Origin of the sequence: Streptomyces varsoviensis (assembly GCF_000718635.1) — a bacterium.
In the GTDB taxonomy this organism is placed as follows: domain Bacteria; phylum Actinomycetota; class Actinomycetes; order Streptomycetales; family Streptomycetaceae; genus Streptomyces; species Streptomyces varsoviensis.
In genome coordinates this window covers 39,256-59,525 of the sequence record NZ_JOBF01000015.1, presented here as the reverse complement: position 1 = coordinate 59,525, position 20,270 = coordinate 39,256, and the positions used below count along the sequence as shown (strand labels likewise).

At 73.7% G+C, this 20,270-nt stretch carries 17 protein-coding genes; 2 read left to right on the top strand and 15 right to left on the bottom strand.

Features of this window, described 5'->3' with window-relative positions; genetic code table 11:
- Positions 1-19 precede the first annotated feature (19 nt).
- From IF55_RS22255 to IF55_RS22230, 6 genes are all read right to left on the bottom strand, one after another.
- Positions 20-775, bottom strand: coding sequence for an endonuclease/exonuclease/phosphatase family protein (locus IF55_RS22255; protein ID WP_030883677.1), 756 nt, complete (start codon positions 773-775; stop codon positions 20-22).
- A gap of 70 nt (positions 776-845) precedes the next feature.
- Positions 846-1,787 carry an ROK family glucokinase gene (locus IF55_RS22250; RefSeq protein ID WP_030883682.1) on the bottom strand — a complete coding sequence of 314 codons (942 nt, stop codon included), beginning with the start codon at positions 1,785-1,787 and terminating at the stop codon, positions 846-848.
- A 98-nt stretch (positions 1,788-1,885) separates the two neighbouring features.
- Positions 1,886-2,383, bottom strand: a complete 498-nt coding sequence (locus IF55_RS22245; RefSeq protein ID WP_030883684.1) for a DUF5304 domain-containing protein — start codon at positions 2,381-2,383, stop codon at positions 1,886-1,888.
- A 94-nt stretch (positions 2,384-2,477) separates the two neighbouring features.
- Complete coding sequence (locus IF55_RS22240; protein ID WP_030883688.1) at positions 2,478-3,743, bottom strand: ArsA family ATPase; 1,266 nt, start codon at positions 3,741-3,743, stop codon at positions 2,478-2,480.
- A gap of 83 nt (positions 3,744-3,826) precedes the next feature.
- Positions 3,827-4,294, bottom strand: a complete 468-nt coding sequence (locus IF55_RS22235) for an SRPBCC family protein (protein ID WP_030883692.1) — start codon at positions 4,292-4,294, stop codon at positions 3,827-3,829.
- 193 nt (positions 4,295-4,487) lie between these two features.
- Positions 4,488-5,249: a metallophosphoesterase family protein gene (locus IF55_RS22230; protein ID WP_030883694.1), complete on the bottom strand. Its 762-nt coding sequence runs from the start codon at positions 5,247-5,249 to the stop codon at positions 4,488-4,490.
- A gap of 275 nt (positions 5,250-5,524) precedes the next feature.
- Here IF55_RS22230 and IF55_RS22225 point away from each other — a divergent pair, with 275 nt between their 5' ends.
- The gene (locus IF55_RS22225) at positions 5,525-7,345 is read left to right on the top strand and encodes an AMP-dependent synthetase/ligase (protein ID WP_030883697.1); all 1,821 of its coding nucleotides are present in this window, start codon (positions 5,525-5,527) and stop codon (positions 7,343-7,345) included.
- Positions 7,346-7,378: 33 nt separating this feature from the next.
- Here the strand turns inward: IF55_RS22225 and IF55_RS22220 are convergent, their stop codons facing one another.
- The 4 genes from IF55_RS22220 to IF55_RS22205 all read right to left on the bottom strand — a co-directional run bounded on the left by IF55_RS22220 (position 7,379) and on the right by IF55_RS22205 (position 13,203).
- Positions 7,379-8,872: a prenyltransferase/squalene oxidase repeat-containing protein gene (locus IF55_RS22220; protein WP_030883699.1), complete on the bottom strand. Its 1,494-nt coding sequence runs from the start codon at positions 8,870-8,872 to the stop codon at positions 7,379-7,381.
- Complete coding sequence (locus IF55_RS22215; RefSeq protein ID WP_048832311.1) at positions 8,869-9,855, bottom strand: terpene synthase family protein; 987 nt, start codon at positions 9,853-9,855, stop codon at positions 8,869-8,871. The genes IF55_RS22220 and IF55_RS22215 overlap by 4 nt, the downstream gene beginning before the upstream one ends.
- Before the next feature lie 391 nt (positions 9,856-10,246).
- Entirely contained in the window at positions 10,247-11,626 is a 1,380-nt protein-coding gene (locus tag IF55_RS22210; protein WP_048832310.1) for a cytochrome P450, read from the bottom strand.
- A gap of 434 nt (positions 11,627-12,060) precedes the next feature.
- A complete protein-coding gene (locus tag IF55_RS22205) occupies positions 12,061-13,203 on the bottom strand; it encodes a glycosyltransferase family 4 protein (RefSeq protein ID WP_030883711.1) in 1,143 nt (380 codons plus the stop codon).
- Between the two features lie 116 nt (positions 13,204-13,319).
- Between IF55_RS22205 and IF55_RS22200 the strand changes: the two genes are divergently transcribed.
- Positions 13,320-14,552 (top strand): glycosyltransferase family 87 protein, encoded by a 1,233-nt coding sequence (locus tag IF55_RS22200; protein WP_051776167.1) that lies wholly within the window; start codon positions 13,320-13,322, stop codon positions 14,550-14,552.
- A 171-nt stretch (positions 14,553-14,723) separates the two neighbouring features.
- Here IF55_RS22200 and IF55_RS22195 read toward each other — a convergent pair whose 3' ends face one another.
- From IF55_RS22195 to IF55_RS22175, 5 genes are all read right to left on the bottom strand, one after another.
- Positions 14,724-15,962, bottom strand: a complete 1,239-nt coding sequence (locus IF55_RS22195; protein WP_030883718.1) for a hypothetical protein — start codon at positions 15,960-15,962, stop codon at positions 14,724-14,726.
- A gap of 88 nt (positions 15,963-16,050) precedes the next feature.
- Entirely contained in the window at positions 16,051-17,082 is a 1,032-nt protein-coding gene (locus tag IF55_RS22190; RefSeq protein ID WP_030883721.1) for a C40 family peptidase, read from the bottom strand.
- Between the two features lie 225 nt (positions 17,083-17,307).
- A complete protein-coding gene (locus IF55_RS22185; RefSeq protein WP_030883724.1) occupies positions 17,308-18,360 on the bottom strand; it encodes a C40 family peptidase in 1,053 nt (350 codons plus the stop codon).
- Between the two features lie 283 nt (positions 18,361-18,643).
- Positions 18,644-20,005, bottom strand: coding sequence for an NYN domain-containing protein (locus IF55_RS22180; protein WP_030883727.1), 1,362 nt, complete (start codon positions 20,003-20,005; stop codon positions 18,644-18,646).
- Between the two features lie 17 nt (positions 20,006-20,022).
- Entirely contained in the window at positions 20,023-20,262 is a 240-nt protein-coding gene (locus tag IF55_RS22175) for a hypothetical protein (protein WP_030883729.1), read from the bottom strand.
- Positions 20,263-20,270: the final 8 nt, after the last annotated feature.

The following is a 20,270-nucleotide window of genomic DNA, read 5'->3' as shown; positions in this document are numbered from 1 at the left end:
CGGCGCTACGGACGTACGCTCACGACTCGGCGGCCGGCACCCGCAGCGCGGCCAGCACGGGGAGGTGGTCCGTGGCGGCCCGCAGGTCGCTCTCGGTGACGCCCGGCAGCCCCATGGGGACGCCGCAGCCGAGGATCTCGACGCCGTCGGTCGCGAAGACGGCGTCGATGCGCTGGAGGGGGTCGCCCAGCCGGGTGGTGTGCTCGCGGCCCCAGGGCTTCGCGGCCCAGCCGTCGTGCAGCGCGTCCGCCAGCAGGCCGAAGGTGCGGCCGTCGGGGCGGTCGTTGAGGTCGCCGGCCGCCACGGCGTGCGGGACGCCGAGGGCGGCCAGCTCGTCGAGGAGCAGTCTGCCCTGCCCGTACCGCTCCGCGTCGCTCATGCTCAGATGGCAGCTCAGGACGCCGAGGCGGGCCCGGCCGAAGCGGAGCACGGCGGTGGCGAAGCCGCGCTGGTGCAGTCCGGGGGTGCGGGGCAGCAGGATGTCGCGGGCCTGCTCCACGTGCGGCCGGAGCGTGGAGAGGATCATCGGGCCGGAGGCGGTGGCGCCGCCGCCGACGTAGACGAGGTCGGTGGCGCGGGCGAGCCGGGCGGCGGCCTTGCGCCAGCGGAAGAACCGGGGCGCCTCCTGGACGCAGACGACGTCGGGGGCGCAGGCCCGGATGACGCGGGCCAGCGCGTCGGTGTCGTCGCGCATGGAGCGGATGTTGTAGCTGAGCACGCGGACCAGCGCCGAGCCGTCGGGTTCGGTACGGGAAGCGGGCAGGTCCGCGAGCATCGCATCGCCCCTGTTCTGTATCCGTGGTGGGTGTTGTGGGTCCGTACTGCTGACGGGGTGGGTCTCGCGGTCAGCCCTGGCGCGCCAGGTCCGCGGCCCCCACCAGCCCCGCCTCGCCGCCGAGCCGGGCGGCGAGCACCTGGGCGTGCGGCCGCCACTGGCCGCCGACCAGCCAGCGCCGGAAGGACTTGCGGATCGGGTCGAGGACCAGGTCGCCCTCGTCCGAGACGCCGCCGCCGACGATGAACGCCGACGGGTCGAAGAGCGAGGCCAGGTCGGCGAGGCCGGCGCCGGCCCAACGGGCGAGTTCGCGGAAGGAGTCGATGGCCACCGGGTCGCCGCGGCGGGCGGCGGCGCTGATGTGCCGGCCCTGGATGCCGTCGATGGTGCCGTCGCCGAGGGAGAGCAGGATCTCGGCGTTCTCCGGGGTGGCGTACGCGCGCTGGTGGGCGTACCGCACGAGGGCGCGGCCGGAGGCGTACTGCTCCCAGCAGCCCTGGCTGCCGCAGCCGCAGAGCAGCCCGTCCGGCACGACGCGGATGTGGCCGAACTCGCCCGCGACGCCGAACCGGCCGCGGCGCAGCTTGTTGCCGATGATGACGCCGCCGCCGAGGCCGGTGCCGATCGTGATGCAGATGACGTCCTCGTGGCCCTTGCCCGCGCCGAACTTGTACTCGCCCCAGGCCGCGGCGTTGGCGTCGTTCTCGACGACGACGGGCAGCGAGATCCGCTGCTCGACCTTGTCCTTGAGCGCCTCGTGGCGCCAGTTGATGTTCGGGGCGAAGAGGACCGTGGCCCGCTTGTCGTCCACATAGCCCGCGGCTCCGATGCCGACGGCCTCGATGTCGTAGCCCGCGCTGACCGTGCGCACCGCTTCCGCGATGGCGTCGATGACGCCTTCGGGGGTCTGCGGGGTCGGCACCTTGCACGTCGCGAGGATCGAGCCTTCTTCGTCGACAACGCCGGCCGCGATCTTCGTACCGCCGATGTCGACGCCGATGGTGAGTCCCATGTGTCCCTCAGTTTTTCGGTCGAACCCCGCCGGGGCCCACGTTACCGGAGGGGGCGCGGCGTCCGGTCCGGACCGCGAGAGGGGCTTCGGGCCGCGGGTCAGTCGAGGTCGATCCGCTCCGTGCCGCCCGCGCCGGCCGGGCCCTCCCCGTCGGCCGCGCCGCCCGCACCGGCCGGCCCCTGGGCCTCCGGCGCGCGTCGCGCGCCGCCCGCGCCCTCCGCGCCCCTGGTCCAGCGCCGCTCCTGGTTCTCGACGGCGGACCGGTAGGCGGCGAGCAGTTCCGAGCCGGCCGCGGCCAGGTGGTCGAAGACCTCGGGGTTGCGCTCGATCACCGGTTCCACGGCGCTCTTCGCCTGCGTGATGAGCTGCCGTACGGCCCCCTGGGCGACCATGCCGGCGATCGGCAGCTCGATGCCGGAGACCTTGTCCGCCACGGCGTCCACCAGCTTGCGCAGTTCCTCGGCGGCGGAGCCGGGGGGCGGGCCGTACTGCTTGCGGCGGCGCGCCCGTTCCGCGGCGAGGTCCTCGGCGCACGCCTTCTCCCAGGCGTCGGGCTCCGGCCTGTCGTCGACGGGGCGCTCGGTGGCATCGCTCATGGCGGACTCCTGCGGCGAGGCTGCTGTTCCCCTCGACGTTACCCGAACGGCGCACAGCGGTGGTCTCCCCCGCCGCGCCGCGCGACGCGCGGCCTCAGAGGCCCTTGGGCCACAGGTCGGGGTCGGGCGTGAACCGCACCCGCAGCACGCCGTCCCGCAGCCCCGCGCCGGAGACGGCGCAGCGGCGCAGCGCGGAGGGCAGCGGCAGGACGCGGCGGAACGGGCCGACGCTGACGATGAGTTCGTCGCCGCGCCGCACCAGGTCGAGGCCGTCGCGCCGGGCGCCGGGCAGCGGCAGCAGCCACAGAAGGACCCCGTCCTCCGCGAGCCGGTCCTCGACGCTCCACGGGTCGGGCGCCCGGCCCTCCCGCGCCGCGCGGGCCTCGGGGACGAGCGCGCGTGCCGCGTCGTCGCCGGCCGCCGTCACGCACCGGCCGGCCAGCTCCGCCACGTCGTCCGGGCCCTGGATGTCGCGGCCGAGGTGGGGCAGTTCGCAGCGGGCCGCCGTGCCGTGGGCGTACTCCTCGGCCGCTTCGTGGATCTCCTTGAGCGCGGTCTGCTGACGGCCGGAGAGGGCGGCGAGGAAGGGGTCCGCGGAGCCGGTGGGCAGCAGCCGGTTGGCGACGACGGCGTCGACGCGGCAGCCCTGGAGGGCGAGCCCGGCGCGGGCGGCGCGCAGCGACTCGGCGGCGTGCGCGCCGGGCTCGACGACGAGCCGTACGGTCGTCGCGGCGGACTCGACGATGCCCTGTACGGCCGCGAGTTCGCCGTCCCAGTGCTCCGCGTGCTCGTACAGCCGCTGCGCGGGCATCGGCACGCCGACGAGCTGGGCGAGCACCGGCCGCAGCGCGCGGGCCGCCTGCCGCTCGGTGGGCAGCAGCCGGCGCAGATAGCGGCGGAGCTGTTCGGGCAGCGCGAGCAGCCGGACGGTCCGGGCCACGGTCGGGGCGTCGACGACGATCAGGTCCCAGCCGCCGGCGGCGTGCGCGGAGCGCAGGGCGGCGAGCGTCGCGAAGGCCTCGGCGCCGGGCAGTTCGGTCAGTTCCTCGGCGTCGAAGGGCGCCGCGCCGAGCAGGTCGAGGAGGGAGGCGCCGCGCTCCTGGAGGTCCTGGGCGTGGTCGCGGAAGCGGGCGGCGGCGTCGATGCGGGCGGCCCACAGGCCGGGGGCGGCGGATATCGGCTCGGCGGGCCCGAGCGATTCGGCGGGGAGCGCGGTGGCGAGCAGCGCATCCGGTACGGGGCCGCGGTCGGCGGTGAGGAGCAACGTCCGGCGGCCTTCGCGGGCGGCGGCGAGCGCCGTGGCGGCGGCGACGGTGGTACGGCCCGCCCCGCCGGTTCCGGTGACGAGGACCGTGCGCACGAGGAGCCTCCGGCGGTGGGGAGCGTGGTGGTGCTGGGGGGGGAGCGTGGTGGGGGAAAAGCCCGGTGGGGGGCCTGGCGGCGTTACTTCGCGGCGGTACCGGGCGCCCCGCCGCCCTCGACGCGTTTCTTGAGTCCGGCCAGCGCGCGGTCGATGACGACCTTCTCGGCCTTGCGCTTGATCATGCCGAGCATGGGGATCTTGACGTCGACGGTGAGCTGGTACGTCACCTCGGTGTGCTTGCCTCCGGCGGCCGGGGCCAGGCTGTACGAGCCATCGAGCTGGCGCAGCATCTGGGACTTGACCAGCGACCAGCTCACCATGGCGCCGGAGTCGTCCCAGGTGTAGGCGAGGACGTGGTCGTCCTTGATCGCGCCGGCGTCGAGGACGAGGCGGACCTGGGCGGCGCGCCCCTGGTCGTCCTTGGCCAGCACCTCGGCCTCCTTGACCTCCCCGGTCCACTCCGGATAGCGGTCGAAGTCGGCGATCACCGCCATGACCTCGTTCGGGGCCGCCTCGATCGTGATGCTTGAGCTGGTGTGTTCCGCCATCTCCGTGGCTCCTCCGTACCGGTCCGCCGCCTGGTGTGCCTGCCGGTGAAGGCTACCGCGCGCCGGTCGAACGGCAGACCGCACCTCGACTCGGCGTGACGGCCGGCCCCCGCCCTCGCCCGGCCGGACCGCCGGCCGCGGGCCCGCGCCTCCGCGCCTTCTCCCTAGAAGTGCCCCGATTCACCATTGCAAGTCACCATTGCAAGGCCCACGGCCTGCCCGTGGACGCGAAGTGACCGACATTGACGCATTCTGTCGCCCCGATGCGCATCCGGCGGGCCAGCGGCTGATGGACGTGGCCGAAGAGGGAGTAGGCCGGGCGCAGTTCGCGGATGGCGTCGAGGAGGGCCGAGCTGCCGCGCTCGAAGCGGCGCGCGACGGTGTCGTAGCAGAGCTCCGGCACCTCGGGCGGGATGTGCGAACAGAGCACGTCGACCTCGCCGAGGGCGGCGACCTTCGCGGCGTACGCGTCCCAGTCGACCTCGTACGGGGTGCGCATCGGCGAGGGCAGTCCGCCGCCGACGAAGCCGAAGACCCGGCCGCCGATCTCGACCCGCTCGCCGTCGAGCACGGTGGTGCCGGGGCCCGCGTATTCCGGCCAGAGCCGGGGGATGTCGACATTGCCGTACGTCGCGTAGGTGGGCGTGGGCAGGGCGGCGAACAGCTCCGCGTACTGCTTGCGCACGGCGGTCTCGATGGCGCTCTCGCGGTCGATCCCGTCCCAGAGCCGGCGGCCCAGCTCGCGGGCCTCGTCGAAGCGGCGGGCGGTGCGCAGCTCGACGAGCCGGTCGGCGTTGGCCACGCCGAAGAGGTCCGGGAAGATGCCGCGGGAGTGGTCGGCGTAGTCGAGGAACAGGATGAGATCGCCCAGGCAGACCAGCGCGTCGGCGCCGTCGCCCGCCCTGGCGAGATCCGTGCTGTTGCCGTGCACATCACTGACCACATGGACTCGCATACGGATCACCCTAGGCCGAATGTCGTCGCCGCCGGAAGGTCCCCGACCTGCGGTTACTTCCCGGTCACCGGAAGGAGGGACTAGTCTGCCAGGACCAGTCCCATGTCATACGGCGCCTCGTGTGACGCAACGAACATCTGGACGGCACCCCCTATCCCCTGGCCATACCGGTGGGTAACGTCCGGGCCGTCCAATCCTTGCCTGACATGGACCGCAGCCGGCGCGACGCTCCCCGACGACGTAGCGGCGCCGGCGCCCGACGAGGAGCAGCAGTCTTGCGCGAGTTCAGCCTTCCGGCCCTGTACGAGGTCCCCGCGGACGGCAACCTGACGGATCTGATCCGCCGCAACGCCGCGCAGCGCCCGGACGTGGCGGTCATCGGCCGCAAGGTCGACGGCCGCTGGCAGGACGTGACCGCCGCCGCCTTCCTCGCCGAGGTCCGCGCCGCCGCCAAGGGACTGATCGCCTCCGGGGTGCGGCCGGGCGACCGGGTCGGGCTGATGTCCCGCACCCGGTACGAGTGGACGCTGCTGGACTTCGCCGTCTGGAGCGCGGGCGGCGTCACCGTCCCCGTCTACGAGACCAGCTCGCCCGAACAGATCCAGTGGATCCTCGGCGACTCCGGGGCCGTCGCCATCCTGGTGGAGACCCCCGCGCACGAGGCCGCCGTGGAGTCCGTACGCGACCGGCTGCCGGAGCTCAAGAACATCTGGCAGCTCGAACGCGACGCCATCGGGCGGCTGCGCAGCGCCGGCGAAGGGCTCACCGACGCCGTCGTCGACAAGCGCAGCGCCCTCGCCGTCGCCGACTCCCCCGCGACCATCGTCTACACCTCGGGCACCACCGGCCGCCCCAAGGGGTGCGTCCTGACCCACCGCAGCTTCTTCGCCGAGGTCGGCAACGTCGTGGAGCGGCTGAAGCCGCTGTTCACCACGGGCGAGTCGGCGATCCTGCTGTTCCTGCCGATCGCGCACGTCTTCGGCCGGCTGGTGGAGCTCGCCGCGGTGATGGCCCCGATCAAGCTGGGACACGTCAGCGACGTCAAGCACCTCACCGACGAACTGGCCGCCTTCCGGCCCACGCTGATCCTCGGCGTGCCGCGGGTCTTCGAGAAGGTCTACAACGGGGCGCGGGCCAAGGCCCAGGCCGACGGCAAGGGCAAGATCTTCGACCGCGCCACCGAGACGGCCGTCGCCTACAGCCGCGCCCTCGACACCCCGCAGGGCCCCGCGCTGGGCCTCCGCCTCAGACACAAGATCTTCGACCGGCTGGTCTACCGCAAGCTCCGCGCCGTACTCGGCGGCCGCGCCACCCACGCCATCTCCGGCGGCGCGCCGCTCGGCGAACGGCTCGGCCACTTCTACCGCGGCATCGGCTTCGCGGTCCTGGAGGGGTACGGGCTCACCGAGACGTGCGCGGCGAGCGCCTTCAACCCCTGGGACCGGCAGAAGATCGGCACGGTCGGGCAGCCGCTGCCCGGCTCCGTCGTCCGCATCGCCGACGACGGCGAGGTGCTGCTCCACGGCGAGCACCTGTTCACCGGCTACTGGAACAACGAGGCGGCCACCGCCGAGGCGCTCGCCGACGGCTGGTTCCACACCGGGGACCTCGGCACCATCGACGAGGAGGGCTACCTGTCGATCACCGGCCGGAAGAAGGAGATCATCGTGACGGCCGGCGGCAAGAACGTCGCCCCCGCCGTCATCGAGGACCGCGTCCGGGCGCACGCGCTCGTCGCCGAATGCATGGTCGTCGGCGACGGGCGCCCCTTCGTGGGCGCGCTCATCACCCTGGACGAGGAGTTCCTGCCGCGCTGGCTCGCCGAGCACGGCCGTCCGGCCGGCCTGACGCCGTCCGATCTCGCCTCCGACCCCGAACTCCTCGCCGACGTCCAAAAGGCCGTCGACGACGGGAACGCCGCCGTCTCCAAGGCCGAGTCCGTACGCAAGTTCCGGGTCCTCCCGGCCCAATTCACCGAAGAATCGGGCCACATCACCCCTTCCCTGAAGCTGAAGCGCGGAGTAGTGGCCAAGGACTTCGCCACCGACATCGACTCCCTCTACGCCCCCGACGCCCCCAATCACCGGACGGCCTGACCGGGCCCAGCGTTCGGAGTTCGGAGTTCGGAGTCAGGTGGCCCGGGCGGGTGGGGTGGCGAGGGCCGCGAGGGCGACGGTCTGGTCGACGCGGGTGGGGCAGTAGGGCTCTTTGCCGGTCCAGAGGCGGCAGTCGCATGGTTGTCGGGTCTCCTGCCAGTGGCTGAGCCAGTCGGCGGCGCGGTGGAGGGCTGTGGTGGTGAGGGGCTCGTGGCGGGCGGCGGTGTGGAGGGCGAGGACGGCGTATCCGGTTTCGCCTGCGGTCGCCTGCCCGCCGGCTCCCCAGCCTCCGTCCGTTCGCTGGGCGCGCAGGAGGGCCTGGACGCCGTGCTGGACGGCTGGGCCGGCGGGCAGGGCGGTGATGATCTGGGCGGTGGTGTAGATCCAGGAGGTGTGCCACTTGTCGCCGCTCCACCGCCCGTCACGGTGCTGGCGCTCGCGGATGAACTGGAGGACGGATTCGGGCCGTCCGCTTCTCAGGTGTCCGGGTGCCGTGTGGAGGGCGTGGGTGTGGAGGGCGTGGGCCGTGGTGGTCAGCGAGGTCTGGAGTTCGTGGGGGTAGGTGCGGTAGTGGTCCCGGTGCCGGAAGCGGTCGACCGCAGCGATGCCGGCCGGGCGGCCGGCCAGTGCGAGGACGGCGGTCGCGGTGGCGGTGATGTCGCCGTCGGCCGTGAAGTGGTCGCTCATCCCCATGCCTTCGGGGGTCAGGGATCGCTGGAGGAGGTCGAGGTGCCGGGCGCAGACGTCGGCGAGCAGCCGGTGGTGGAGCAGCCCGGCCAGGGCGAGGGCGTGGAGACCCCAGACGCGTTCGAAGTTGTCGATGGGCCAGACCGTGGGCAGCAGGGGCGGGCGCGCGGAGCCGGCGGCTCGCGCGAGGTAGTCCTCCAGACGGTCGGCCAGGGGGTGGTCGGCGGCTTGTGCCAGGGCTGTCGCGGTGGCGGCGGGGCTGTGGCCGATGCTGCCGCTGCCGTCGACGGGCAGGCTGTGGATGGTGGTGCCCCAGCCTTCCCAGGAGTGGACGGGCGCGGTGCCGGGAGCGTGCGGCGCTCGGCGGCGAAGGAGATGGCGCCGGTGTTCGTTGAGCGCGCGCAGCGCTTCGTATGGGGCGTCGGGGAGGGGGAGGCGGGCGGCGCGGGCTTCGTCCAGGAGTGGGGGCAGGAGGAGTTCCAGGCCGACGGGGATGTCCTGTCCGGGCGGGCCGCCCCAGTGCCGTGGGGCGTGCCGGCGCAGGAAGTCCGCGCCGTAGCGCGCGGCGGCACGGTGGGCCGGGCTGCGGTGGAGGGCAAGGATGGCGGCGAGCGTGGGCAGGTCCCGGGCGTGCGGTATCCGCGGGGCGCCCCAGCCGCCGTCGGCCCGCTGCCGGGAGGCGAGCCAGTCGAGGATCCCGTCGGTGTGCCGGCGGGAAGGCAGCAGGGTGGCGATGCGGGCGGTGTCGTACACCGCGGGGGTGAGGGTGCCGCCGTCGGTGCCGAGTTCGCCGACCAGGCCGCACAGGCGGTGCAGCGCTTTGTCGTGGGCGGTGCTCACGGGCCGGCCTCGCTGTCCAGTGGAGGGTGGCCGTAGCGGGGGGCTGCGGCGTGCCAGGCGATCGCGTCGGCCGCGAGGGCTTCGAGGTCGCCGAGGTGTCTCAACAGTGCCGGGTGGTCCAGCCCTGTGCGGGGCAGCGAGGACTTCAGATGGAGGTAGGCCTGCTGTTCTTCGGCCAGCGCGCGGGCGGTGGCGTCGATGGCCTGCTGCTGGGTCAGTCCCTGCTCCGCGCGGAGCACCAGGATGATGTTGACCGGCTGTTCGGTCCGCAGTTCCTTGGCGAAGGAGTAGAGGTCGTTCACCAGGACGTGGTGGTAGGCCAGGATGCGGCGCAGGGTACGGACGACAGGGTGGTCCAGGAGGGCGGAGGGGACCGGTGTGTTGGTGGCCAGGGGCAGGAGGGCGGTCAGCGGCCGGATGCCCAGGAGGTGGGGCCGAAGGTGCCGGTACTCGCCGAGGGAGGGTGTGCGGTGGTGGCGTCGCAGGTCGACTTCCCACAGGTGGGCACGTAGATAGTCGCGCAGTGCGGTGCGGTAGCGCGCGGCGTGGGGGGAGGGGCCCGAGCGCCGCAGTGACTGGGCGAGGAGCGCGGCCAGGTGGGCGAGGGAGATGTCGCCAGGGGTGAGGGGAGCGCCGTCGAGGACTTCGAGCGTGCGGTCGTGGGCTGCGGTGAGTTCGGCTGCCGGGCGCGGTTGTCCGTTCGTCGCCGGTTCGCCGGCCCAGTCGTCGTGCAGGCTGAACATGACGCTGTTCAGCATGAGCAGGCGCAGCCCTTCCGGAGAGGCGGTGGGGTGAAGCCTGCCGGTGAACTCGCCGAGCCGGATTCCGGCCAGTGCGTCCCGAAGGCCGGGTGGCATCGGGCGGGCGCGCAGCAACGCCAGGACGTCCTGCTCGGCGGCTTCGGCGTGGGGATGGGCACGGCGGGTGAAGTTCGAGGCGAAGGGGCAGGGCAGGTCGGGTAGGACGAAGCGGGCGCTGGTCATCGGGAAGGTCCCCCGGCGTCGTCTTCTCGGTGCCGGCCGTGGTCGGCCGACGCTGTCAGGTGTTCGGCCCAGCCGCGCAGTTCCACGGTCGTGGCGGGGTGGAAAGCGGTGTGACCGGCGGCAGCGCGGGCGCGCTCGCGCAGCAGTGGTCAGCGCCCCGGGGCGGCCGCGGCCGCCGGCCGCGCGCCATCCTGTGACGCACAGCAGGGGGCGCAGTCGCTTGCCGCCCGGGAACAGGTAGTCGGTCAGTACCCGCAGCAGGCGTGGCGGCGCCGCGGGTTCGCGCGTGCCCGGTTGCGGGGCCTGGTCGGCGACCAAGGACCGCAGATGTGCCTCCACCTCTTCTCGGACCGACTGGGCGTCGGGCGGGTGCCAGAGGTCGTGCACGAGGTCACCCACGAGGGGCGGTGTCGCGGGCCCGGACCTGCAGGCGCATGCCGCGGGGGAACAGGGCCGCCCCCGGCGTGATCCGGGGCGGCCGACCGGCCGGCACCAGGTGCCATCGCGAAGTGATATGGGCGAGGGCTACCGAGACCTGGGTGACGGCGAAGCGGTCACCGATGCACTTGCGCGCCCCGGCGCCGAAGGGAAGGAACGCCTCCCGGGCGGGCGGTTCGCTCCAGCGGGAGGGATCGAAACGTTCCGGGTGCGGGTACAGGTCCGGGCGGTGGTGGATGATCCAGGGACTGACGGCGATCATCGTCCCTGCCGCGACCGGGACGCCGCCCAGGGCAGTGTCGCGGGTGACCAGGCGCGTCATCAGCCAGCCCGGGGAGAACAGCCGCAGGGTCTCGGTGATGATCCGTTCGATGGCGGCGAACTCGGACGGGGACGTCCATCCGGCCGTCTCCTCGGCGGCCGACGCCCGGTCGGTTTCCTCCTGGACGCGGGCCTGCTCCAAGGGGTCGGCGGCCAGCACGTACAGGGCCCAGGCCAGCGTAGCCGCGGTGGTACGAGTGCCGGCGATGAAGAAGGTCATCAACTGGGCGGCCACTTCGTGCTCGGCCGGGGCCGGGCGGCCATCGGGGCCGGCGGGGCCGGGCGCTCCGAGGAGCGTGGACAGCAGGTCTCCGCGGTCAGTCGGATCGGCCCGGCGAGCCTCGATGATCGCCCCCATGCGAACGCGAAGCCGGCGCAGGGACCGCTCGTAGCGCCGGTTGGCCGGCACCGGGGCCCGGTTCACCGCCTCGGGCAGGAACATCCGTCGCAGGATGCCCCGCAGCACGACGGTGACGTCCTCGATCGCCTCGTCGTGCAGTCGCCCGTCCTGCGAGGCGGAGAACATCGCCCGTACCAGGGTGTGCGTGGCGAGCAGGTCCGTCTGCCGGGCGACATCGATGACTTCGCCGTGTTTCCACCCGGCCGTGACCCGGGCGGCCGACTCGGCCATCAGCCTGGCGTAAGCGGGCATACGGTCCGGATGGAAGGCCGGTTGGCACTGGCGGCGCAACCGCGCGTGCTCATCGGCCGGACAGGTACCGACCCCGCTGCCGACCACCTCCCGGATGCGATCGAAGAACGGTCCTCCCTTGTCGAACGTTCGCATATCCAACAGCACCTGGCGGGTCAGGGCCGGATCGCACACCATGAGCACCCGATGGGGGCCCAAGCCGACCCACACCAGGTCCCCGTGCGCCGGCAGCGACGACAAGAACGCCAGCGGGTCACGCGCCAGATGCAGGCCATGCCCGAGGCCCGGCAACGCCCCAGGCGCCGTGGCAAGGGCCGTCGACGAGGCCGTGACTCTGTGGCTCTTTGCCCGCTCGAACACCGGTCGCCGCCCTCCCTCGCCGCGCGCCTTCCTCCGGCACAGAGTCGCAAGGGCTCACCGCCCGAAACAGGGAGCACGCAGCCAGGGGGAAGCTCGAAACAGCGCCGGCTTGTCACAACGCGCCCCCGGCGCACACCCGGCCGGACACGGCAGATCGGAACGTTCCACATTGAGGACGCCCCCCAGCCCGTCCGGCGCTTGAGGAAGAAGTTCCGTAGCCCGTCCGGCGCCTGAGGAAGAAGTTCCGTAGCCCGTCCGGCGCCTGAGGACAAGCCCGCCCAGCCCGTCCGGCGCCTGAGGAAGAAGTTCCGTAGCCCGTCCGGCGCCTGCGGACAAGCCTGCCCAGCCCGTCCGGCGCCTGAGGACAGAGCCCGCCCAGCCCGTCCGGCGCCTGAGGACAGAGCCCGCCCGGCGATTGAGGGCATCGGCGTCGGCTACAGCAAAGACTGGAGGCGGTCGGCCAGTTGGTCCCAGCGCCAGCGCTCCTCCACCCAGGCGCGCCCGCGCGCGCCCATCCGCCGCCGGAGATCGGCGTCGCGCAGGAGGGCGATGATCCGCTCGGCGGCGCTGGTGGGGGAGCCGCCTCGCACCACGTACCCCGTCTCCCCGTCGAGCACGGCGTCCGGCGCGCCGCCGGAGTCTCCGGCGACGACGGGGAGCCCGGTGGCGGACGCCTCCAGGTAGACGATGCCGAGTCCTTCGACGTCGAGCCCGCCCCGCCGCGTGCGGCACGGCATGGCGAAGACGTCGCCCGCGCCGTGGTGGGCGGGGAGGGCGGCCCACGGCACGGGGCCGGTGAAGCGGACGGCGTCCGCGACCCCGCTGTCGGCGGCGAGTTTGCGCAGCTCGCGCCCGTACGGCCCGTCGCCGACGATCAGCAGCACGGCGTCCGGGACGGCGGCGAGAATCCGCGGCATGGCCTGGATCAGCGTGTCCTGGCCCTTGCGCGGTACGAGCCGGGAGACGCAGACGACGACGGGGCGGTCGGTGAGGCCGAGGCGGGACCGTACCTCGGCGCCGCCGGAGTCGGGGTGGAAGGTCTTCTCGTCGACGCCGGGCGGCAGTTGGACCATGCGGGCGGCGGCCGCGGGGGTCAGCGCGGGGGCGATGCGGGAGCGGGTGTACTCGCCCAGATAGGTGATCGTGTCGGTGCCTTCGCCGATGCGCCGCAGCAGTTGCCGGGAGGCGGGCAACTGCGCCCAGCCGGCCTCGTGCCCGTGGGTGGTGGCGACCAGCTTCCTGGCGCCGGCCGCCCGGAGCGCGGGGGCCATCAGCCCGAGCGGCGCGGCGGCCCCGAACCATACGGACGTACAGCCGTGTTCGCGCAGCAGTTCGCCCGCCCGCCGCGTCACCCGCGGCGTCGGCAGCAGCATCGTCGTCCGGTCGCGCACGACGCGGAACGGCTGCTCGGCGTCGAAGCGCGCGGTGGCCTCGGTGCCTTCCCGCCCGCGCTTCCAGGTGGAGGCGTAGACGACGATCCGCTCGGGGTCGAGGCGGAGCGCCATGTTGTGCAGGAACGCCTGGATGCCGCCGGGGCGCGGCGGAAAGTCGTTGGTGACGATCAAGGTCTTGTCCATCGCCTGTGACAGTACCGGGTGCGATCGGGCGGCAGCCGCGCCGCGCCCCGCCACGTCACCGTCCCGCGCCGCCGCGAACGGCATCATGCCTTTCTGGCCGAATGCGGAGGAATGGGATGAAACTCAAGATCGCGGTCATCGGCGGCGCGTGGCTCGTGACCCGGACCGTGCTGCTGCTGGAGCTGTTCCGGGTGTGGCCGCTGCCCGGCTCGGACGTCGCCTTCGATGTGCAGTTCATCTACCACGGCTGGTACGAGGTGCTGCGCTCCGGCACCTTCCCGCAGACCGACGTGACCTGGCAGTACCCGCCGGCCGCCGCGCTGGCCGTGCTCTCCCCCGGCCTGCTGCCGTTCCTCGGCTACGCCCCGGCGTTCTTCGCGCTGTCCTGCCTGACGGACGCGGTCGTCTTCGCCGCCCTGCTGGTCGCGGGGCGGCGCGCGGGCCGCAGCGGCTCGGGCGCGTGGCTGTGGGTCGCCGGGCTGCCGCTGCTCGGCCCGATCGTCTACGCCCGCTACGACCTGATGGTCACCGCGGTCGCCGTGGCCGCGCTGCTCGTCGCCGCGCGCCTGCCGCGTACGGCGGGCGCGCTGGCCGGCTTCGGCGCGCTGCTGAAGGTCTGGCCCGTCCTGCTGCTCATCGGGGTGGCGCGCGGCAGGCGCACCCGCGCGGCGTGGGGCGCGGCCGCCGTGACCGCCCTCGCCGTCGCCCTGCTGGCCGTGGCGTCGATGCCGGGCGCGTTCTCCTTCCTGACCTTCCAACGCGACCGCGGTACCGAGGTCGAGTCGCTGGGCGCCCTCGTCTTCCATATGGCCCGCCACTTCGGGTGGGGCGGCCACGTGCGGTACACCTACGGCTCGGTGGAGTTCATCGGCCCGTACGTGGCGGTGGTCAGCCGGTGCGCGCTGGCGCTGACGGTGCTCGCCTTCGGCGGGCTGCTGCTGTGGCGGCTGCGGGCGAGACGCTTCACGGCGCGTACGCCCTTCGACGCGGCGTTCGCGGCGGTCCTGCTCTTCACCACCACCAGCCGGGTCATCAGCCCGCAGTACGTGGTGTGGCTGATCGGCCTGGCCGCCGTCTGTCTGACGACCCGGACCACCCGGCAGCGGCTGCCCGCGGTCCTGGTGCTGATCGCGGCCCCGCTGACGCAGCTCGAATTCCCCGTCTGGTTCTCGCACGTCTCGCACAGCGACTGGCAGGGCGTCGTCCCGCTGGCGCTGCGCAACGGCCTGCTGGTGGCGGCGACAGTGATCGCGTGCGGGCGGCTGTGGCGCGAGACGGTCGCCGAGCCGCGCGAGCGCGCGCCCCTCCCCCGGCCCGACGACCGGACCCCCGCCGCACTGGTCCCCTGACCTCCCCGCGAGCCACGAGCGGGCCCCACCGCGCCGGCCCTTCACCTTTCCGTGCTCCACGACCGGGCCCCGCCCCACTCGGCCCCTGACCTGCCCGCCGTCCGACGGGCGCGCCCCCGCCCCGCGCGTCCCCCGGCCTCCCCGCGGCCCGGTGCACGCGCCCCCCGCCGCTCAGCCCAGTTCGGCCTTCGTGTACGAGCGCCAGCGCGCCGTGAACTCCGCCGTGTCCAGGCCGAGTACGTCGTGCAGCGCCGCATCCAGGGCCCCGTCCCGTTGGCGGGCGGCGCCCACCGCGCGGTAGAGCTCGACGAGCTTCGCGTCGCCCCACTTGTCGGCGATCATGCGGCAGGCGAGCCAGCCCTCCTCGTACGCCCGGGCCAGCCGCCGCGCCTCGCCGGTGAAGCCGAAGTCGGCGTCGGCCGGCAGCCGTGCCGGGAGCTGGCCGCGGGCGACGGCATGGGCGAGTTCGGGGGCCGCCTCGCGGGCCGTACGGTCGGTGGCGCGGTAGCCGGCCCAGTCCGCGAACCCCTCGGAGAGCCACAGCGGCGTGGCCGACGAGGTGTACGGGCGGGTGGCCACGTGCGCGGTCTCATGGGTGAGCACCACCTGGCGGCCGAGCGTGCCGAGGGTGCCGTACGCCTCGGGGTTGACGATCACCCGGTCGGCGGGGGCCGCGCCCGCGCCGCCGACCTCGCCGGTGGTGACGGCGGCGATGCCGCTGTAGGAGGCCGCGGGCGCGCTGAGCAGACCGGCCATCCGCTCCAGGGAGGCGGGCAGTTCGATCACCACCCGGTGCGCCCAGGCGCCCCGCCAGGCCGCGTCGACGGCGGGTACGGCCCGGTCGGCGTCGTCGGCGAGCGCCCGCAGCCTGGCGCGGTCCTGGCCGACGCCCATCACCAGGCTGTGCGCGCCCCGTACGACGGTGACGGGGCCCTGGTCCCAGAGCTGGTCGCCGCCGCTCTCCTCCGCGGCCACGTACCACCGGCCGCCGCGCTCGGCCAGCGTCAGCTCGCGTTCGACGGTGACGGGCGCGGTGTCGTACCCGGCGAGCCGGTAGCGCAGGTCGGCCCGGACGGCGAGGCGCTTGCCGCCGCCCGCCGCCGGGGTGAAGCCGCCCGTGCCGCGCACCCGGTACTCCCAGGAGGCCAGCGGCACCTGGGCGAGGTTGCCGAACACCTTCCGCTGCCGCGCGCGCAGCGCCGTGGCGTCCCGGTCGACGGTGGCCAGAAAGGTGGTCTCGTCCCGCTCCCGGACCGCGGCGGCCCGCCGGTCGAGCATCCGCTGCACGCCCGCCGTGCCGGGGGCGTGCTCTCCGGTGGAGCCGCAGCCGGCGAGTCCCGGCAGCGTGAGGGCCGCCACCGCGGCGCAGAGCACCGTCCGCCGCCCGACCCGCCGCCTCCGCAACTCCACTCCCCGATCGTACGGGCGGCGCGGCCCGGTCCCCGCCGTCACGATCCCGCCTCCGCCGCGGGCGGCGAGGGGGCCGCGGCGTCAGGGGCTACGGCCGGGTGACGGAGGAGATCGGCATCATGCCGACCGGGTCGGAGCGGACCGACGCGCCGGGGTAAGGGGCGTGCACCACCTGTCCGTTGCCGACGTACATGCCCACGTGGCTGGCGTCGTCGCGGTAGACGACGAGGTCGCCGGGGCGCGCCTGGCCCACCGGTACGTGCGCTCCCGCGTCGCGCTGCGCCTGCGAGGTGCGCGGCAGCGACACCCCGGCCCGTCCGTACGCCCACTGCATCAGCCCCGAGCAGTCGAAGGAGCCGGGGCCCGACGCGCCCCATACGTACGGGGACCCCAGCGCGGCCCGTACGGCGGCGACCGCGGCGGCGGCCCGCCCGGAGGCGGCGGCGCCGTCCGCGATGTCCGGCAGCGAGGCGGGGCGGGCGCCGGAGCGCGAGGCCCGGTCGTAGGCGCGGCGCTGGGCGTCGGTCAGCGAGTTGAGCAGCGTGCGGGCGGCGGCGAGCTTCCGCTCGACCTCCTGTTTGTGCCTCTGGACCGTCCGGCGGCTGGCCTCCAGGTCGGCGAGGAGCCGGGAGGCTTCGAGGCGTTCCTGTGCCAGCGAGCGCTGGGCTCCTTGGAGCGCCCGCAGTTGGCCGGCCTGGCGGCCCGAGAGGCGGTCGAGGGTGGCCGCCTTCTCCAGATAGCCGTCCGGGTCGGCGGAGAGCAGCAGGGCGACGCTCGGGTCGATGCCGCCGGAGCGGTACTGGGCGCCGGCGATGGCGCCGAGCGCCGTGCGCATCCGGTTGACGCGCTCCTGGCCGCGTGCCGCGCGGTCCTGGATGCGCGCCACCTGGCCGCGCAGGTGCCGGCTGCGCTCCCCCGCGGCGTTGAACCGCTCGGTGGCCCGTTCGGCCTGCTCGTAGAGCCGGTCCACGCGGGCCTTGACGGTCCGGGTGGGCGCGGGGTGCCTCGGCTCGGCTCCGGCCGGGGTGACCGCCAGCGCGGCCGCGGCGGTGGCCACGGCTACGGAGATGACGGTGGCCTGGGTGAGCCCGGACTGCGTGGGACGGCGATGGGACGCCACTGGAAGCCGCACTCCTTCCGCTGTGTGCGGCCCCTGCCGCCCGGGGACGGGCGTACGACATGCCGGGGAACCGCGCGCCAGACAGTAGCCGTGCGATCACGCGGGGTCCACGGAACGCGCCGTGGGGCAAAACCGACGCCCCGCCGGAGACGCAGGTCACCAGCGGGGCGCTCAGTCGGCTGTCAATGCCGCGATTCGCCCGAACGGGCGGTACAGCGGGGGGTTTCAGGCCACGCGGACGCCGAACTGGAAGGGCATGTTGTCCATCGACTCGTAGCGCACGACCGCGCCGGTGTGGGGGGCGTGCAGCACCTGGCCGTTGCCCGCGTACAGGCCGATGTGGGTCAGCCCGGAGTTGAACAGCACCAGGTCGCCCGGCTTGAGCTGACTGCGCGTCAGGCGCGTGCCGTTGTTGGCCTGGTCCTGCGACGTGCGGTCGAGGTGGATGTTGGCCTGCGCGTACGCCCAGGAGGTCAGCCCGGAGCAGTCGAAGGAGTTGGGACCGGTGGCGCCCCACACGTACGGGGAGCCGAGCTTGGTCTTCGCGGCGGCCAGCGCGGCGGCGGCGCGCTGCGAGTCGGGGACGTCGTGACCGAGGTCGGCGTGGCTGCCGGAGCCGGACCGGTCGGCGCGCGAGTCGGAGGACGAGCCCGCGTTCTCCTGCTTCTGCAGCTCCTCCTTCTCCTTGGCAGTCAGGGTGTTGAGGAGGTGCTGGGCGTCGGCCAGCTTGCCCTGGACCTCCTTCTTCTTCTCCTCCAGCGTCTTGCGGGTGTTCGCGAGGTCGGCGAGCTTGTCGGTCGCCTCCTGGCGCTCCTGCTTGAGCGTCCGCTGCTTCTCGCGGATCTGCTTGAGCGCGTCGGCCTGCTTGGTGGAGAGCTGGTCGAGGGTGGACGCCTTGTCGAGGTAGGTGTCCGGGTCGGAGGAGAGCAGCAACTGCACGGAGGGGTCGATGCCGCCGGAACGGTACTGCGCCGTGGCCATCGAACCGAGGCTGTCGCGGAGCTTGTTCAGCTCCTCCTGGCCGCGCGCGACCTTGTCCTGCTGGGCGCTGACCTGCTTCTCCAGCTTGTCCTGCTTCTCCTTGGCCCCGTTGAACTTCTCGGTGGCCTGCTCCGCCTGCTCGTAGAGCGCGTCGACCTTCGCCTTGACTTCCTTCTTGTCCGGCTTGGGGTCGGCGTGTGCGGCCTGGGACGTGAGAGCGACGGCTGCGGCTGCGGTCGCGGTGAGTACGGTCACCCGCGTGCGGCTCGCTTGCTTGGGTCGACGGTGGGACGCCACGAAGGCGAGCTCCTTCATCCTCCAACCGCCTGCCGGGCCTGGTGGGGAGGACCCCGGCTCCGCGTGAACTGCACGGATTCGGCGGGACCTTCACCGTCATCCCGGATGGATGATCGACCGCGTGAAGGTTCGAGGCCCGACCCTAGTGACCTTCTTGTGATCCGTTCAAATCCTCATAGGCAAAATCTGCACCCTGAGCACATCTTTTACCAACAACACACACGCGGTGACGATTAACTGACGCTCAGGCACTAATAGCGGGACGACTGTTCGGATGAAACAGTCAGGTGCGCGCAAGTCGCTTCAGCAGCAGGGCCGATGCCACCGGCCGCGCGCCGGCCTTCGCCACGCCGTCGGCCACCTCGCGGTCCGTGGAGACCACCACCACCGGCCGGCCCGGCGGCTCGGCCCGTACGAGCTGCCGGATCAGCTCGTCCGCGGTCACGCCCGGCTTGCTGAACAGCACCCGCACCCCGCGCGGCGGCGCGAGCAGCACCGGCGCGACCAGCTCCGCGCCGTCGAAGACACACGTCATCTCCGCGCCCGTCTGCGCCGCCAGCACCGCCAGCCCGCCCAGCAGCCGCAGCCGCTGCTTGTCCAGCGGCATCGTCGGATAGCCGGTCTTGGTGACGTTGTAGCCGTCCACCACCAGATGCGCCTGGGGCAGCGCCAGCAACTGGTCGAGCAGCGCCGGGTCCATCTCGGAGAGCGCGCGCGTCGCGATGTCCTTCGGCGTCATCTTCCCCGGCTCCACGGCCTCCACCGTGTCCGCCGGATGTACGGAGGCGGGCGGCAGCGCCAGTTCGCGGCGCAGCCCCTGCGCGGCGTCCAGCACCGTGTCCAGCAGCAGCCGCAGCCGCATGTCCTCGACGCTGCGCCCCTCGCGGGTCGCCCGCCGGCTCGCCTCCAGCGCCGACTCGGCCTCGGCGAGCCGCGCCTTGAGCCGCCGCGCCTCGCTGTCGGCCGCCGTCTTCTCGGCCGCCGCCGACGCCCGCAGTGCCTCCAGCGCCGCCTCCGCCTTCCGTACGGCCGCCTCGCCGCGGCGCACATCGCTCACCGCGCTGCGCAGCTTGCGCTGATAGCCGTCGGCCTCCTTACGGGCCGCGTCCAGCTCCTGGCGGACGCGGTCGACCTCGGTACGGGCCGCCCCGCGCGCCTCCGCCAGCTCCTCGCGCAGCCGCCGCAGCTCCCGCTGCGCCTCCTCGCCCGCCCGCTCGGCCGTGGCGCGCTGCGCCTCCTCGCCGGCCGCGGCGACGAGCTTGGCCCAGCCCACCGGCCGCATCACATAGGCGACCGCGGCCACGTCCACCGGGTCGGCGGCGGCCGGCGGCGCGCCGTTGTCCAGCGCCTCGGCCAGCTCCGGCTGCGCCTCGCGCAGCCGGGCCGCGATCCGCTGCCGGAAGACGGCGTCGTTCTCGATCGCCGCGGCCATCGCGTTGCCCGCGAACTTGGCCCGGCGGTTGGGGGTGAACCGGGCGTACTGCCGCAACTGGGGCGGGAGTTCGGAGACGGTCAGCCCGCCGAAGGCGTCCGCGACCAGGGCCACGACCCGGCGCCGCACCGCCTCCGGCAGGGGGCGGTCGAGCACCTCAAAGGCGCCGTCGGCGTCACCGGCCGCGCCCTCGTCGCCTGTGTGCTGGGCCACCGCTCATCGCTCCGTTCTCAGGCGCTCGCACCTGGGCGGCCGACCAGCTCGATCTGGTCGGCCGCGTTGCACCAGCGGCAGCGCACGGACTCGATGGTCTCACTGACGACCTCGTGCTCCTCGACCGTCGGCTCTCCGGCCAGGTCGAGATGGACGTAGTCGACGGCTTTGGTGGCACGGGTCACGTCGAAGCGGGTGAGGTTGCCGCACAGCGTGCAGCGCCACCGAGTCTCGGCTGTCGGCTGGGGAACGCCCATCGTGTCGT